Consider the following 14,751-nt stretch of genomic DNA (forward strand, 5'->3'; position numbering starts at 1 on the left):
GGTCACCGGTTCTCGGGTGAGCGTCTCGGCCCGGGGACGAACACTTCGGCGCGAGGGACGCACACCGCCCAGGCTTCGTCCAACTCCGCGCGCTGCACCGGGATGACCGGCTCTTCCAGCCATCGCCGCACCAGGCGCGTGTACTCCTCGTCCATGGTCAGTCGTACTTCCCTTCCAGTGTCCACATCGGATTCTTGTGCCGTTCGAAGCGGAGCAGGACCGCTTCCTCCTCGCCGTTCCCGTCGGCCAGCAGCACCTGCAGGCGGATCCGGGTCCCCGACCGCGCGTTCCCGGCCCCGGCCCGGACCCCGACCAGCCATGGCCCGGCCCAGGAGAGGACCTCGCGTGGCAGCCCGTCCTCGACGCTCACGAGGAACGGTGCGGCGGTGATCCGGCGCCGTGCGGTGATCTCCACGACGCGGCCGTCCACGTCCAGTACCTGAGCGGGCACCGGAGGCGCGAACACGGTCGCCGGGGAGGGCGACGGGAGCCGTCCGGCCCAGTTGGCCTCCGCCTGCGCCGACTTCTCCCGCCGGTCGCCCCACGGCACCAGCCGGACGCGCTCGCCGGGATCGCGGCCGCCGTCGAGCACCGCGGTGAAGACGCTCTCCGGACCGAGAAGACCTTGTACCCGCACCAAAGCGCGGGCCGCGCGCTCTCCGGCCAGGCCGTCGTCCTCGGTGCACGGACGCAACGCGCCGGCCGCGCCCGCCTGCCACAAGCCGAGTTGCAGTGTCCGGCCTTCGACGGTCTCTTCCGGTTCCAGCCGCAGCCGCACGACTCCGGATTCAGGGCGGTCCTTGGCCTTCAGCCAGCCTTCGAACTGCCAGCGCACCCTGTCCGCGACACCGAGCGGGGTCAGCGGTTCGGCGCAGCGCCACACCCGGCCGAGTTGTTCCCCGCTCTCGGTGGTGGCGTAGATGCCGAGCCGGGTGCAGGCCAGCCCGTGCGCGGCGAGCCCGGCGTGGAACCGTTCGCCGAGACCCTTCGCCACGAACGCGGCGGCGTCGACCCGGTCGAGCGGCGGGTCGAAGGACCTCGCGAGCGACAGTTCCGGCGGTGGGCGGCGGCGCAACGGCGGCCGTTCGGACCGGCCCCGTGCCAGCCGGTGGGCGAGCACGCCTTCCATCCCGAAGCGCGCGGAGACGTCGCTTTCGTCGAGCGCGGCGAAGGCGCCCAGTGTCCGAAGGCCGAGTTGCTTGAGCAGGGTGACCAGTTCGGTTCGCCCGGATTCGGGCTGGTCGAGTTCCCGGATGGGCAGCGGGGCAAGGAATTCCGCGGTCCCGCCGGGTTCGACCGGCGCCGAGCGGCGGGCGGCGAGGGTCGCGGCGAACAACCCGTCCGCGACGCCGACCTGGCATTCCACCCCGGCCGCCACGGACACCTCGTCCACCAGCCGTTCGAGCAGGGCGTGCTCACCACCGAAGTAGCCGGCCGCGCCTTCGACCGGGACCGCGACGATCCCCGGGCGGACCACCTCGACCCCGACGGCCAACGCCTCCACCGCCTGCGCGACCGACTCGAAGAGCCGGGCGTCACGGCCGTCGTCCTCGCCGAAGACCGCCAGCTCCGGGCAGCAGGACTGGGCTTCGCGCCGCCGCATCCCGCGGCGGACCCCGGATCCCCTGGCCACCGCGGTACAGGCGACCACCCTGTTCGCGGAGAAGACCGCGGCCGGGCGGCCGACGGGTTCGCCCGCCGTGGCCGCGGCGGCGACCGCGGGCCAGTCCGGGCACCACAGGACCAGCATGCGCACGGGCCGGTTCACGCCGTCCCCCACCTGGTCGTGGGAAAGTCCACCCGCTCGACCTCACCTTCGCCGGGAAAGCGCAGCAGCGCCGACATCGGCCGGGCGGCCGCACCCCGGCCACCGGCCCGCACCTCGACCTCGCGGGTGCGCAGGTGACCCGCGCCGCCGCCCTCGAACCCCGTCCAGCGGGAACGACCGCAGCTCAGTTCGACCTCGGCACCGGGCCAGGAACCCAGTGAAAGCAGCACCGATTCCCGGTTCCGGGCGCGCGCGGACAGCCGCCTGGCCACGTCGGGCCGGGCGAGCCCCGGCCCGACGACCACGAGATCGAAGCCGTCGAGCAGGGCTGCGGTCACCGCCGGGAACTCGGCACCGGGACGGGGGACCAGCGCGAGCCTGCCCACCTCGACCCCGAGTTCCGCGGCGGCGACCACCCCGAGCGCGGGCAGGCCGACCGCGACCGCCCACGCACCGCCGGCGGTCGCGGCGGCGAGCAGGGTGAGCACCAGTGACGTGGACCCCAGCACCGAAACGGTGCTCCCGCGCCGGAGCCCTGCGGCGGGCAGCAGACCGGACAACGCCGGGGACACCGGGAGCACCCTTCCCGTCGTCCTCGCGTGTTCGGCCGCGGAAGCCACGCCACTGGCCGTGCTCACCCCAGGTATCGCCGCCAGCCTCGCCAACGGCAAGGCCCGCGCCTCGACCACCTCCGCCGTCACCGGACCTCGCCTCCCCACGACTCCTGGACCGTCCTTTGTGGACGGCTCCGGGCATGCCACGGGGAAGGCGGCATCTCGAACAGGTGTTCGATACCTCCAGTAGACCGGCTGCCGCAGCGGTTGTCAAGCGACCGTGGCCAGAGGGACCAGCGGCGGGCCAGCCTGACCCACGATCACCGGGCACGTCACCGGCGAGTTCGGGATGCCGCCGCCCCGCCGGCCAACGGCGTCACGGCCATCGCGATCTGGGAGAACGGCCCGGCACCGGCAGTGTGGACGTCGCGGGACCTGTGTGGAAATAGGGACGTTGAGTGTCCTTATTTCCACACGCCTGCAGGACGGACGGGGCAGCGGGGCGAGATGGTGCCGTTTGAAGGCGGGCGCGGTCTGGTCGCGTATCGCCTCGCGGGCCGAGAACCCGTGTGGCTTGCCGTAGAGCGGCGCGCCCTCCGGGAATCCGTCGAGACGCGGCTTTCCGCCTACGCCCACCGACGTCCTCAGGTGATCTTTTCCGCGAGCTCGATGATGATCCCCTCGGGACCGCGAATGTAGGCGAGCCGGTAACTGTCCTCGTACCGCACCAGCTCACCGACGAGTTCGGCGCCGTGCGGCCGCAAGCGCCCGAGGACGTCCTCGATGTCGTCCACCGAGAACATGATGTGCCGGAGGCCGGGTGTGTTCGGCGGAGTGCGCTGGTCACCGTCCAGCGCCGACGGCGTCTGCCACTTGATCAGCTCCACCTTTCCGTGGCCGTCCGGCGTCCGCATCACCGCGATGTCCGCCTGGACGCCTTCGATCCCGTTGATGCGATCCACCGCGCCGCCCCCGACCGTGGCCTCGCCTTCCAGCTCGAGTCCGAGCTCGATGAAGAAGACCTTGGCCGCCGTGAGGTCGCGGACGACGATGCCGATTTGTTCCAGCCGCAGGACCGTCATGATGATCTCCTTCTTCGAATCGGGATGGGTGTTCAGGCGTTCTGACGTTCTGCCTGGAGCCGCACGAGCTCCTCGATGGCGGTGGGCAAGGTCGTCTCGAAGTCGATCAGCTTGGCCCAGGTCGGGGTCACCACGACCCGCACCATGCCGTCGTAGAGCGCCCGCACGCCCACCTCCCACTCGGCCCGCTGCTCGAGCGTCATCTCGTAGCTGCCGTTCCACTGCATGTACTCGTCGGGGATGCCGTCGACGACGTCCAGCTCCGCGGTGCCGCGGATGAGCAGGACCTTCGGCGGGTGCGACTCGGTGTCGATCGTCAGGGCGACCGCGGGGTTGCGGCGCAACGCCGGCAGCTTCCGCGCGTTCTTGGCGGTGCACATGACGATCTCCTTGCCGTTCCAGACGAAGCCGGTGGGCAGTACGCGAGGAAAGCCGTCCAGGCCGGTGAAGGACATCCGGGTCAGGTCGCGGGCCAGGAGTTCCCGGCTGAGCGGGCGGTTCAGGATCTCGTCGATCGCGCTCTGCCGCATGTCGTGCTCCTTCGCTCGCTGTATGGACGCCCCAGGGACGCACCTGCCCGCGGCACTTCGACATCGTCCCGACTGTGACCTGTGCCACAAGCGCAATTAGAGGACTGAACGCGACCGGCGTATTTGTCGAATCCGCCCCTGGCCAGGCGTCGCGTCTCTGTAGGCATCGAGAAAGGGACAGTCATGGCGAAGAAATCCGAGGTCCGCTTCGAGGGCTTCCTGCCCACCCCACCCGCTGACACGTGGACCGCGATCACCGCCGGGACCGGCGGCTGGCTGTGGCCGATCGAGTACGAGCCGCGCGACGGCGGTACCGAATCCGGCCTCACGCCGAAGGGTGGGATGGTCACCGTCTGGAAGCCGTCACGGCACTTCGTCACCTACGCCGAAGACGAGAAGGGCTGGTTCAACACCCTCGAGTACTTCCTCGAACCGAAGGACGACGGCACCTACCTGCGCTTCGAGCACACCACCGTCCTCGACGACTGGGACGTCGAATACGACGCCTGCGTGCGGCACACCGCGTTCTACTACCACTCGCTCGGCGAATACCTGGCGCACTTCAACGGACGTCAAGTGCGGTACTTCGCGTCCGACGCGCCCGAAGCGTCCTCCGCGCCGGAGGCGTTCGAAGCGGTCCAGGCGGCGATCGGCGCGACGGCCGTAGGCGATCGAGTGCGCTTCGAGGTGCCGGGCGTCGACACCGTCGAAGGTGTCGTCGACTATCTGACGTCGCACTTCATCGGCGTCCGGACCGAAGACGCGTTGTACCGCTTCTACGGCCGCAACGCCTGGGACTGGCCGGTCGGCATCGGGCACCACCTGTTCGCCGAGGACGCCGACGCGGACAAGGCCGAGAAAGCGTGGACGACCTGGCTGAACGCCCTGTACACGCAGGTCTAGCGCCGGAGGTACTTCAGCCGATTCGATGGGCGGGATCGGCGAGTTCGCGAAGAACCCCCGATCCCTCCCACCGATTACTTGCGTGCGCTACGCGTCGCGATTAGGCCGCGAAACGCAGGTCGGGGCTAGTGGGCGAAGTGGCGCGTGCCGGTGAGGTACAGGGTGACCCCGGCGGCCTCGGCGGCGGCGATGACCTCGGCGTCGCGGATCGACCCGCCCGGCTGGACGACGGCGCGGACACCGGCCTCCAGCAGGACCTCGAGACCGTCCGGGAACGGGAAGAAGGCGTCCGAAGCGGCGACAGCGCCCTTCGCCCGGTCTCCTGCCCGCGCGACCGCGAGCCGCGAGGAGTCGACCCGGTTGACCTGGCCCATGCCGACGCCGACGGTCGCGCCGTCGTGGGCGAGCAGGATCGCGTTCGACTTCACCGCGCGCAGCGAACGCCACGCGAACTCGAGGTCGGTCAGCGTCCGCTCGTCCGCGGGGGCGCCGGTCGCCAGGGTCCAGTTCGCCGGGTCGTCGCCCTCGGCGGCGATCGTGTCGACGGTCTGCACCAGCACGCCGCCCGAGATCGGCCGGAACTCGATCGGATCCGGCGAGGTGATCGCGGGCAGCTTCAGCAGCCGCACGTTCTTCTTACGCTGCAGGATCTCCAGCGCCTCGTCGTCGAAGTCCGGCGCCAGGACGACCTCGGTGAACACTTCGGCGATCTGCTCGGCGGCCTCCCGGCTCACCGGCCGGTTGGTCGCGATCACCCCGCCGTAGGCCGAAACCGGGTCGCACGCGTGCGCCTTCCGGTGCGCGTCGGCGATGTCCTCGCCGACGGCGATCCCGCACGGGTTGGCGTGCTTGATGATCGCGACGGCCGGGGCGTCGAAGTCGTAGGCGGCGCGGCGCGCGGCGTCCGTGTCGACGTAGTTGTTGTACGACATGGCCTTGCCGTGCAGCTGTTCCGCGTGCGCGAGGCCCGGCCGCCAGTGCTTGTACAGCGCGGCCTTCTGGTGCGGGTTCTCGCCGTAACGCAGCACATCGCCGCGCTCCCAGGTCGCACCGGTGAAGTCCGGGAAACCGGAGTCGTCCGCGGGCGCGTAGACGTTGGCGAACCACGAGGCGACGGCGGTGTCGTAGGCCGCCGTGTGCGCGTAGGCCTGCGCGGCGAGCCGCTTACGGTCGGACAGCTCGAAACCGCCGGCGGCGACGCGCTCCAGCACCCACTCGTACCGGGACGGGTCGACCACGACGGCGACGCTGTTGTGGTTCTTCGCCGCGGCACGCACCATCGCCGGGCCGCCGATGTCGATGTTCTCGACGCAGTCCTCGGGGCTCGCGCCCGAAGCGACGGTCTGCGTGAACGGGTACAGGTTGACCACGAGCAGGTCGAACGGCGCGATGTCCAGCTGCTTGAGCTGCTCGACGTGCTCCGGGCGGTCCCGGTCGGCCAGCAGGCCGGCGTGCACCCGCGGGTGCAGCGTCTTGACCCGGCCGTCGAGCGACTCGGGGAACCCGGTGACCTGCTCGACCGGCGTCACCGGCACCCCGGCGTTCGCGATGACCTTCGCCGTGCCGCCGGTCGACACGATCTCGACACCCGCCGCGTGCAGCCCGGTGGCGAGTTCGAGCAGGCCGGCCTTGTCCGAGACGCCGATCAGCGCGCGCCGGACGGGACGCTGTCCCTGTGCGGTACTCACGAAAACCTCACCTTTCGTCCCTCGACCGCGCACCCGCTCCGGCCGAGCTTTTCGATCGTTTCCACCAGGAGCCTGCGTTCCACGGCCTTGATCCGCTCGTGCAGGACGTTCTCGTCGTCATCGGTCTCCACGACCACCGCCTCCTGCGCGATGATCGGACCGGTGTCCACCCCGGCGTCGACGAAATGCACCGTCGACCCGGTGACCTTGACGGCCATCGCCAGCGCGTCGGTCACGGCGTGCGCGCCGGGGAACGACGGCAGCAACGCCGGATGCGTGTTGATGACGCGGTTCGGGAACCGCGAGAGAAATTCGGCGCCGAGGATCTTCATGAACCCCGCCGAGACGACCAGGTCCGGCTGATAGGCGGCGACGGCTTCGGTCATCGCCTTGTCCCACGCCGCGCGATCCGGGTGGTCGGCCATCCGCACGGTGAACGACGGGACGTCGGCGCGTTCGGCGCGCGTGAGGGCTTCGATGCCGGTGCGGTCCGCTCCGACGGCGACCACCTTCGCCGGGTAGTTCGGCTTTTCGACGGCGTCGAGCACGGCCTGCAGCAGCGTGCCGGAACCGGACGCGAGGACGACGAGCTTCACCGGAGTGGGCAGGTCCAACCGACTAGCCAGAACGGGCTCCTTGCCACGGCTGTACGCACTCGCGCGTACAACGCTTCACCTGGTCGCGACAACCCTAACGGTCGCCGCCGGGGGCGCTGTCGTCGCCGGACCCGTCGGTGGACTCGGTCACAGCGGCGTCCGGCTCGGGCTCGGGTTCAGAGGTCGTCTCGTCGACGTCCTCGCCCAGCTCGCGCGCCAGTTCCGCCTCGGCTTCGTCATCGAATTCGTCGTCGACAGCGGCCTCAGGTTCTACGTCAACTTCGGCTTCTTCAGCCGGTTCCGCGAATTCGTCCTCTTCGGACTCGACGGCTTCCTCGTCGGTCTCGCCGTCTTCCGCCGACTCTTCCGCGACGTCTTCGGTGTCATCGCTGTCATCGGTGTCGTCGGATTCCTCGACGTCACCGGCGAATTCTTCCGGTTCGCCCGGCGGTTCCGGCGGCTGGTGCGCTCCGGCGAAGAACGCGACGAAACCACCCGGGATGACGATCCAGCAGAAGGCGATCACCGACGCGACCCCGACCGGCACGCTGACCGGGTCGAACGGTCCGTCGCCGAGCCGTCCGCCCGACAGGGTCCCGAGGACGACGCAGCCCAACGCGACGAGCGCGCCCGCGACGGCGACCGCCCGGATCCGCAGCATCGGATCCTCGTCGATACCGCGGATCTTCCAGCCGACCAGCGCGCCCACGGCCGCGGGCAGGAGCAGCAACGCCGGCCACCAGACCGCCTGGTGCGAGGGGATCCCGGCCAGCACCGGCACTCCCGGCAGCAGCCCTTCGTCGTAGCCGAACATGCCGACGGTCAGCGAACCGACCGAGAAACCCGGCCCGGTGATGAAGGACAGTGAGGCGACGACGGCGTTCGGCAGGTACGCCACGGAAAGCACGAAGAGCCCGAAGCTCGCGCCGATACCCGGCTCGAACAGACTGTCCACAGTGGACCAGGACAGCGCGGTGGCGACGGTGAACACCACGGCGCCACAGGCGACCAGCGCGGCGAGGCCGAGCGCGCCCGCCCGCAGGCCCTGGATCGCCACCGGGTCGAAGCGGTCCCGCAGCGTGGCGGGCAGCCCGCACCGTTTGGCGGTTCCCGCCGCGGCGGCGAGCCCGGCGATCAGGCCCGGTACACAGAAGGCCGTCAGCGGGTTCACCGCGACCGGCGAGCCACCGGTCGCCAGGGCGATGATCACCCCGAACAGCGCGTGCGTCCCGGCGATCGCCGCCACCACCGGCACGGCGTCGGCCGGTGTCCGGCCGCCGGTCCGGCGCACGGCGCGCGCGGCGGTCCTCGCGACCAGTGTCGCGACGAGGATCGTCGGCAGCAGCGGCAGTACCCCGAGCGGATGGCCGCCGAGTTCGACTTCCACCTGGTAGGTGGCGAGCCAGCCGGGTCCGGCGGCGAGCAGTGCCCCGGCGGAGGAGAACCGGCCCCGGTCGGCGGCGAACGAGACGACCGCGAGCACGGCGGCGATGGCGGTGTAGGAGAAGAGCAGCGGCGTGAAGGCGGCAGTGAGCAACACCCGCACCCGCTTCGCCCTGGATGCCTCCGGCTCGGGGACGAGGTCGCTCACCGGCTCTTCGCCCGGCGGGCGTTCGTCGCGGGTGAGCAGCTTCATGATCCGCACCCTGACATCCACGCTGGTCCGTCCGGGTGAGCCACGCCGCCTCCGGACGGCCCACGTGGCCCAACCCACCCGGTCGGGTCACCCGGAAAGAAAAGCACCCACTGTGACACGGAGAGTCACAGTGGGTGCTTTTCGGTCAGGAAATCAGCCGTGCGGAATCAGCTCTGCTGGCCGAAACCACCCGGCGGCGTACCCGGGTTCTGACCCTCCGGCGAGGAGGGCGGCTGCTGGAAGAACTGGCCCTGCTGCGGCGCGTACGTCGTGGCCTGCTGGCCCGGCGGCTGCGTGACCGGCGGCTGGAACTGGGTCGGCTGCGCGAACGGGCCGGACGGCTCACCCTGCTGCTGTCCCTGCTGGCCGGCGCCGGGGAACGGCTGGACCTGCGTGGCGGGCGGGCCCTGCGGACCCTGCTGGCCGAACGGACCCTGCGGGCCCTGCTGCGGAAACTGCTGGCTGTAGGGAGCCTGCGGTGCCTGCTGCTGCGGCTTCGCGGCCGGCAGCTTGAGGACGTCGTGCTCGAACAGCAGCGCGGCGACCGCGACCAGCATCTGCAGGATGCCGAGGATCAGCACCACGGTGAGGATGCCCGGGACCGAGACCTCGGTGCGCCCGTCCCCGCCGTCGACGGTCGGGTAGCCGATGATCCGGTCGAGCGCGCCGAACGCGCCGAGCACGCTGAACAGCGCGGCGAACGGCAGCACCTTCGGGCCTCGCGGCAGCACGTGCAGCGCCGCGAGCAGGCTACCGACGAGCAGGAAACGGATTTCCCACTCGGCGGCGTCGGCCTCATCGGAGAATCCGATGAAGAACTGCACCAAGCCGAGGACCGTGACGGCGAGCGCGAGCAGCAGCGCCAGGTTCAGCGGGCTCGCCTGCGCGGGAGCCTGCTGCTGCGGGAAGGCTCCCGAGCCTGGGTGGGACTGAGGGGGTTGCTGGCCGCCACCCTGCTGGGGGTAGCCAGGCCCTCCGCTGGGGTAGGACATCCGAATGCTCTCCTGTCGTTCGACCGGCACCCCGGGGCACGCGGGACTCCCGGGACAAACGAGGCGCTGTGATGCTCGAACGCTAGCGCACACGCGGTCACCCCACGCCTCGGGCTCTCAGACGTCTGTACACCCGTTCGGGTTCCCTGCGAAACCCCCGCGCCTGCCCCCGACTTGCGTTTAGCCCCCATATCGCGATCCGCCCGGGACTTGCGTTTCGCCCCCTAATCGCGATTTGAGGCGGAAAGACGGCAGGCCGGGCACCTGGGTAGGTGCCCGGCCTGCCGGGGTAAGCGTCAGTCTCCGAAGGATCAGAGGCTGTTGTACAGCTCGCGCGCCAGGACGGCGGTCTCGCTCGGGGTCTTCCCGACCTTGACGCCGGCGGCCTCGAGGGCCTCCTTCTTGGCGGCTGCCGTGCCGGAGGAGCCGGAGACGATGGCGCCGGCGTGGCCCATCGTCTTGCCCTCGGGCGCGGTGAAGCCCGCGACGTAGCCGACGACCGGCTTCGTCACGTTGTCCTTGATGTAAGCGGCCGCGCGCTCTTCGGCGTCTCCACCGATCTCACCGATCATCACGATGACCTTGGTGTCGGGGTCGGCTTCGAAGGCCTCGAGAGCGTCGATGTGCGTGGTCCCGATGATCGGGTCGCCACCGATGCCGACACCGGTGGAGAAACCGATGTCACGCAGCTCGTACATCATCTGGTAGGTCAGCGTGCCCGACTTCGACACCAGACCGATCGGGCCGGCATCGGTGATGTCGGCCGGGATGATGCCGGCGTTCGACTTACCGGGGCTGATCACGCCGGGGCAGTTCGGCCCGATGATGCGGGTCTTGTTGCCCGTCGCGACCGCGTGCGCCCAGAAGTAGGCCGAGTCGTGCACCGGGATGCCTTCGGTGATCACCACGGCGAGCGGGATCTCGGCGTCGATCGCCTCGATGACCGCGTCCTTGGCGAACTTCGGCGGCACGAAGATGACCGAAACGTCGGCGCCGGTCTCCTTGATGGCCTCCTCGACCGTGCCGAACACGGTGAGGTCCTTGCCCTCGACGGTGACGGTCTGGCCGGCCTTGCGGGCGTTGACGCCACCCACGATGTTCGTGCCGGACTTCAGCATCTTCGTCGCGTGCTTCATGCCCTCGGAGCCGGTGAGCCCCTGGACGATGATCTTGCTGTTCTCGTTGATGAAGATCGACATCTCACGCACCTGCCGCGGCGAGCTCGGCGGCCTTGTCGGCCGCGTTGTCCATTGTGTCCACCACGGTCACGAGCGGGTGGTTCGCGTCGGCCAGGATCTGACGGCCCTCGACGACGTTGTTGCCGTCGAGCCGCACGACGAGCGGCTTGGTGGCCTCGTCGCCCAGGATCTTCAGCGCTTCGACGATGCCGTTCGCGACCGCGTCGCAAGCGGTGATGCCGCCGAAGACGTTGACGAACACGCTCTTCACGTCGGTGTCGTTGAGGATGACGTCCAGCCCGGCCGCCATGACCTCCGCCGAAGCGCCGCCACCGATGTCGAGGAAGTTGGCGGGCTTGACGCCGCCGTGCTTCTCGCCCGCGTAGGCCACGACGTCCAAAGTGGACATCACGAGACCCGCGCCGTTGCCGATGATGCCGACCTCGCCGTCGAGCTTGACGTAGTTGAGGTCCTTGGCCTTGGCCTTCGCCTCGAGCGGGTTCTCCGCGTCCTTGTCGACCAGGGCCTCGTGGCCCGGCTGACGGAACGAGGCGTTCTCGTCGAGGGTGACCTTGCCGTCGAGGGCGATGATCTTGTCCTGCGGGTCACGGACCAGCGGGTTGACCTCGACCAGCGTCGCGTCCTCGGAGACGAAGCTCTCCCAGAGCTTCACGACGACGTCGGCGGCCTGGTCGAGGATCTTCTCGGGGAACTTGCCCGCGGTCAGGATCTCGATGGCCTTGGCCTTGTCGACACCGATGATCGCGTCGACCGGGATCTTCGCGAGCGCTTCGGGGCGCTCGACGGCCAGCTGCTCGATCTCCACGCCACCTTCGGCCGAAGCCATCGCGAGGAAGGTGCGGTTCGCACGGTCCAGCAGGAAGGAGAAGTAGTACTCCTCGGCGATGTCCGAGGCTTCGGCCACCAGCACGCGACGCGTGATGTGACCCTTGATGTCGAGACCGAGGATCGCCTCGGCCTTTTCCGCGGCCTCGTCGGGCGTCTGGGCCAGCTTGACGCCGCCGGCCTTTCCGCGGCCGCCGGTTTTCACCTGGGCCTTGATGACGACCTGGTTGCCGATCTTCTCGGCGGTGGCCTTGGCTTCTTCGGGGGTGTTTGCCACGGCACCCGGCAGAACCGGTACTCCGTGGGCGGCGAAGAGATCCCTCGCCTGGTATTCGTAGAGGTCCACTACTCCAGTCTCCTGACGACACGCCACTGTGGTGGTCCGTTGCCGGACCGCGCTGTCGGACCAGTCGAGGTTAGCGACCTGCGCAGAAGCAGGGGACTCCGCACCTGGTGAAGTCGGTCACCGTATGCGGTCAGACGGTGTTTCCACGGTGTGAGACCGCACACCGGAGACCCAGTTCGCGGCCTGTTCCGCGGTTTCGAAAACGTTTTCGATCCCGCCCGGCCGGTCACCGACGGCGAAGAGAAGGACGTCCGGGAGCGCCCGCGCGAGCCCGCCCGTCCCGGCGGTCGTCCCGACGACGCCGAGGATGTCCGGATCCTCCTGTTCGACCGTCCGGATCAAGTGCTCGACGGTCTCGAGCCGCCCGGCGTAGACGACCTCGACACCGTCGTCGCGCAGCAGCCGCCCGAGCACGATCGCGACATTCTCGTGGTCTTCGGCGTCTTCGGCGTCTTCACTGCCCAACTCGGCGAGCACGACGCGAAGGAGACGACGCGTCATTCAGGCCGCCGTGCACCGGCGACGGCCATCCCGGCCGCGACGAGGGAGACCACGGCCGCGCCCAGCGCGAGCCAGAACCCGATCGCCGCCGACGCCCCGTCGTATCCGGAACCGACCAGCGGTAACTCGGCCGCGCGGAGACCGAGCACCAGCGCGGCACCGGCCAGTGCGGACGCCGCCGCCCCCGGCCGGGAGCGGACGACGAGCCCGTACAGGCCGAGCACGACCGCGAGCGCGCCGAGCAGGCCCCACGAGGCCGCGCCGAAGTCCGACCACAACCCCGCCGGCGCGTAGCCGGGCGCGCTGAACACCGGCGTGCCGAACGCGGCGATCGCCAGCACCGCCGCGGCGACGACCGGGGTGAGCACGTTCCCGCTCGCCCGCGGCCCGTCCATCCCGGCGTCGTCGGCGACATCGCGCTCCACGACACCGGTGATCACCGCGGCGAGCGCGGCCACCGCCGCGAGGGCCAGCGCGATGAACGTCCACGTGACGCCTGGTCCCGCCGAATAGCCGTCGTTCTCCGGGACGGGGAGGGTGACCCCGAACAGCGCCGGATCGGTCGCCTTGTCCTCGGTGACGGACAAGGCCGCGCTCAGCACGGCCGCCGCCGCGACCACGACGCCCACCCACACGGCCGCGACGATTCCCCTGGCGAACGCCGAAAGCCGGGGCACGAAGACGAACAGCGCGGGCACGGCGAGCAGGACGGCGGCGCCGAGCAGCAGCCAGCGCGCCGGGGTCTCGGGCGCGGGTGTCTCGCCGTTGGCCGTCAGGACCGGGGCCAGCGCACCCGCCGCCGCGGACGCGGCCGCGAGCAGTGCCAGCCCGCCGGTGGCCAGCCGCCACCAGAACAACCCGGGCAACCTGGCCTCACCGGCCTTGTCATCGGTGACGGCCTCGTCTTCTTCGGCGACGTCGAGCCGGGTGAACGCCAGCCCGAGCAGCACCAGGCCCGCGACGGTCACCGCGACCGAACCCGGCGCGACCGCGAGCCGGTCCACGACCAGCCCGGCCACCACCGGCGGCACCCCGACCGCGAGCGCCGCCAGCGCACCACCGGCGAACCCGCCTTTGGCGACCTCCGTCGAGGGCGAGCTCACCGCCACCAGCACGGTCAACGGGAGCAAGGCCGCGAGCAGCAGATACCCGGCCATCGTCACGGTCGGGCCCTCGAAGGCGTTCTTCGCCAGGAGGTAGGCGTTGCCCGAACCGATCGGCGCCAGCAGCAGGCCGACCGCGCCCACCACGGCGAACACGGGCGCGAGCAGCCGCCAGCGGCGACGTCCGTCGAGTTCACCCGCCAGTTCCGCCTCGTCACGGGCGGTCCCGGCCGCGAACACCCCGGCGGCGAGCGTGAGCAGATGCCCGGCCACCAGCAGCCACAGCCCTGGCCCGGCCGAAGGCAGCGCGAGCAGGCGATCCGGCAGGAACAGTTCCGGCCGTGCGGCGAGGGACCCGTCGGCGAGCAGTTGCAGGTCCAGCAGCAGCCGCCCGGGCGCGAGCGCGGTCAGCCCCAGCACCAGCCCGGCCGCGAGCCCGGGACGTCGGGTCGCCACCGCGCGCAGGACGGCGATGGCGGGGACCAGGGCCAGGACGACCAGCAAGGGCCAGGAGGTGAACCCGGGTGAGCCGTCCCGGACGACGGGCACCAGCGCACCCGCGGCCAGCGCGACCGCGCCGGCCGACACCAGCCCGGCCGAGAGCAAGAGCGCACGCGGGTGAGAGCCCGGTTCGCTCCGGAAAAGCTCGGCGGATGCGGACCCGGGGTCGGCCTGTCCGGCGGGTTCCGCGGGTTCTGCGGAATCTCGACCGGGGTGCCGTGAGCGCGAAGTCATCGACGGCGACGCTAGCAAGCTTGCCGAGCAGGGGCGCGACAGCGGGTAAGCCCCGTTCAACGCCGCTGAGCAACCGGTTATTTCCCTCTTCTGCCCCCTCCCCGGGCCTTCGAGACACCCGAATCGTCTCGTGATCTTGTAACGCAAATCACAAGGTTAAGAGTAAACCTGGTTTAACTTTGGGTAATCTTCACTGCGTAACGACCAGATCGCCGTCGCCCGATCGGCCGAGGAAGCCGCCAGATCTTGCTGAGCGGGGTACCGCTTCGTTACTGTTCCCGCGTCCCCATTAC

General features: G+C 70.3%; 14 protein-coding genes. 1 reads left to right on the forward strand and 13 read right to left on the reverse strand.

Annotated features, from left to right (window positions below; all coding sequences use genetic code 11):
- Nucleotides 1–2: 2 nt before the first annotated feature.
- The 5 genes from ACLJRL_RS13580 to ACLJRL_RS13600 form a co-directional block, all read right to left on the reverse strand.
- Nucleotides 3–155 (reverse strand): hypothetical protein, encoded by a 153-nt coding sequence (locus tag ACLJRL_RS13580; protein ID WP_410656493.1) that lies wholly within the window; start codon nt 153–155, stop codon nt 3–5.
- Nucleotides 156–157: 2 nt separating this feature from the next.
- Complete coding sequence (locus tag ACLJRL_RS13585; RefSeq protein WP_410656920.1) at nt 158–1,750, reverse strand: DNA polymerase Y family protein; 1,593 nt, start codon at nt 1,748–1,750, stop codon at nt 158–160.
- Between the two features lie 14 nt (nt 1,751–1,764).
- Nucleotides 1,765–2,469 (reverse strand): hypothetical protein, encoded by a 705-nt coding sequence (locus ACLJRL_RS13590; protein WP_410656494.1) that lies wholly within the window; start codon nt 2,467–2,469, stop codon nt 1,765–1,767.
- Between the two features lie 497 nt (nt 2,470–2,966).
- On the reverse strand, nt 2,967–3,404 hold the full coding sequence (locus ACLJRL_RS13595; RefSeq protein WP_410656495.1) for a VOC family protein: 438 nt from the start codon (nt 3,402–3,404) through the stop codon (nt 2,967–2,969).
- A 32-nt stretch (nt 3,405–3,436) separates the two neighbouring features.
- On the reverse strand, nt 3,437–3,934 hold the full coding sequence (locus ACLJRL_RS13600; protein WP_410656496.1) for a pyridoxamine 5'-phosphate oxidase family protein: 498 nt from the start codon (nt 3,932–3,934) through the stop codon (nt 3,437–3,439).
- Between the two features lie 183 nt (nt 3,935–4,117).
- On the opposite strand from ACLJRL_RS13600, the gene ACLJRL_RS13605 reads away from it, so the two are divergent.
- Entirely contained in the window at nt 4,118–4,837 is a 720-nt protein-coding gene (locus tag ACLJRL_RS13605) for an SRPBCC domain-containing protein (protein ID WP_410656497.1), read from the forward strand.
- Between the two features lie 125 nt (nt 4,838–4,962).
- Here ACLJRL_RS13605 and purH read toward each other — a convergent pair whose 3' ends face one another.
- From purH to ACLJRL_RS13645, 8 genes are all read right to left on the reverse strand, one after another.
- Nucleotides 4,963–6,525, reverse strand: coding sequence for a bifunctional phosphoribosylaminoimidazolecarboxamide formyltransferase/IMP cyclohydrolase (gene purH, locus ACLJRL_RS13610; protein WP_410656498.1), 1,563 nt, complete (start codon nt 6,523–6,525; stop codon nt 4,963–4,965).
- Complete coding sequence (gene purN / locus ACLJRL_RS13615; RefSeq protein WP_410656499.1) at nt 6,522–7,139, reverse strand: phosphoribosylglycinamide formyltransferase; 618 nt, start codon at nt 7,137–7,139, stop codon at nt 6,522–6,524. The genes purH and purN overlap by 4 nt, the downstream gene beginning before the upstream one ends.
- A gap of 76 nt (nt 7,140–7,215) precedes the next feature.
- Nucleotides 7,216–8,757, reverse strand: a complete 1,542-nt coding sequence (locus tag ACLJRL_RS13620) for a DUF6350 family protein (protein WP_410656500.1) — start codon at nt 8,755–8,757, stop codon at nt 7,216–7,218.
- 167 nt (nt 8,758–8,924) lie between these two features.
- Nucleotides 8,925–9,749: a DUF5336 domain-containing protein gene (locus tag ACLJRL_RS13625; RefSeq protein WP_410656501.1), complete on the reverse strand. Its 825-nt coding sequence runs from the start codon at nt 9,747–9,749 to the stop codon at nt 8,925–8,927.
- A gap of 311 nt (nt 9,750–10,060) precedes the next feature.
- Nucleotides 10,061–10,948, reverse strand: coding sequence for a succinate--CoA ligase subunit alpha (gene sucD / locus ACLJRL_RS13630; RefSeq protein ID WP_410656502.1), 888 nt, complete (start codon nt 10,946–10,948; stop codon nt 10,061–10,063).
- Nucleotide 10,949: 1 nt separating this feature from the next.
- Complete coding sequence (gene sucC / locus ACLJRL_RS13635; protein ID WP_410656503.1) at nt 10,950–12,119, reverse strand: ADP-forming succinate--CoA ligase subunit beta; 1,170 nt, start codon at nt 12,117–12,119, stop codon at nt 10,950–10,952.
- Nucleotides 12,120–12,236: 117 nt separating this feature from the next.
- Nucleotides 12,237–12,620, reverse strand: coding sequence for a hypothetical protein (locus ACLJRL_RS13640; RefSeq protein ID WP_410656504.1), 384 nt, complete (start codon nt 12,618–12,620; stop codon nt 12,237–12,239).
- A complete protein-coding gene (locus tag ACLJRL_RS13645) occupies nt 12,617–14,458 on the reverse strand; it encodes a hypothetical protein (RefSeq protein WP_410656505.1) in 1,842 nt (613 codons plus the stop codon). The genes ACLJRL_RS13640 and ACLJRL_RS13645 overlap by 4 nt, the downstream gene beginning before the upstream one ends.
- Between the last annotated feature and the right edge of the window lie 293 nt (nt 14,459–14,751).

Source organism: Amycolatopsis sp. lyj-112 (genome assembly GCF_046549055.1).
In the GTDB taxonomy this organism is placed as follows: domain Bacteria; phylum Actinomycetota; class Actinomycetes; order Mycobacteriales; family Pseudonocardiaceae; genus Amycolatopsis.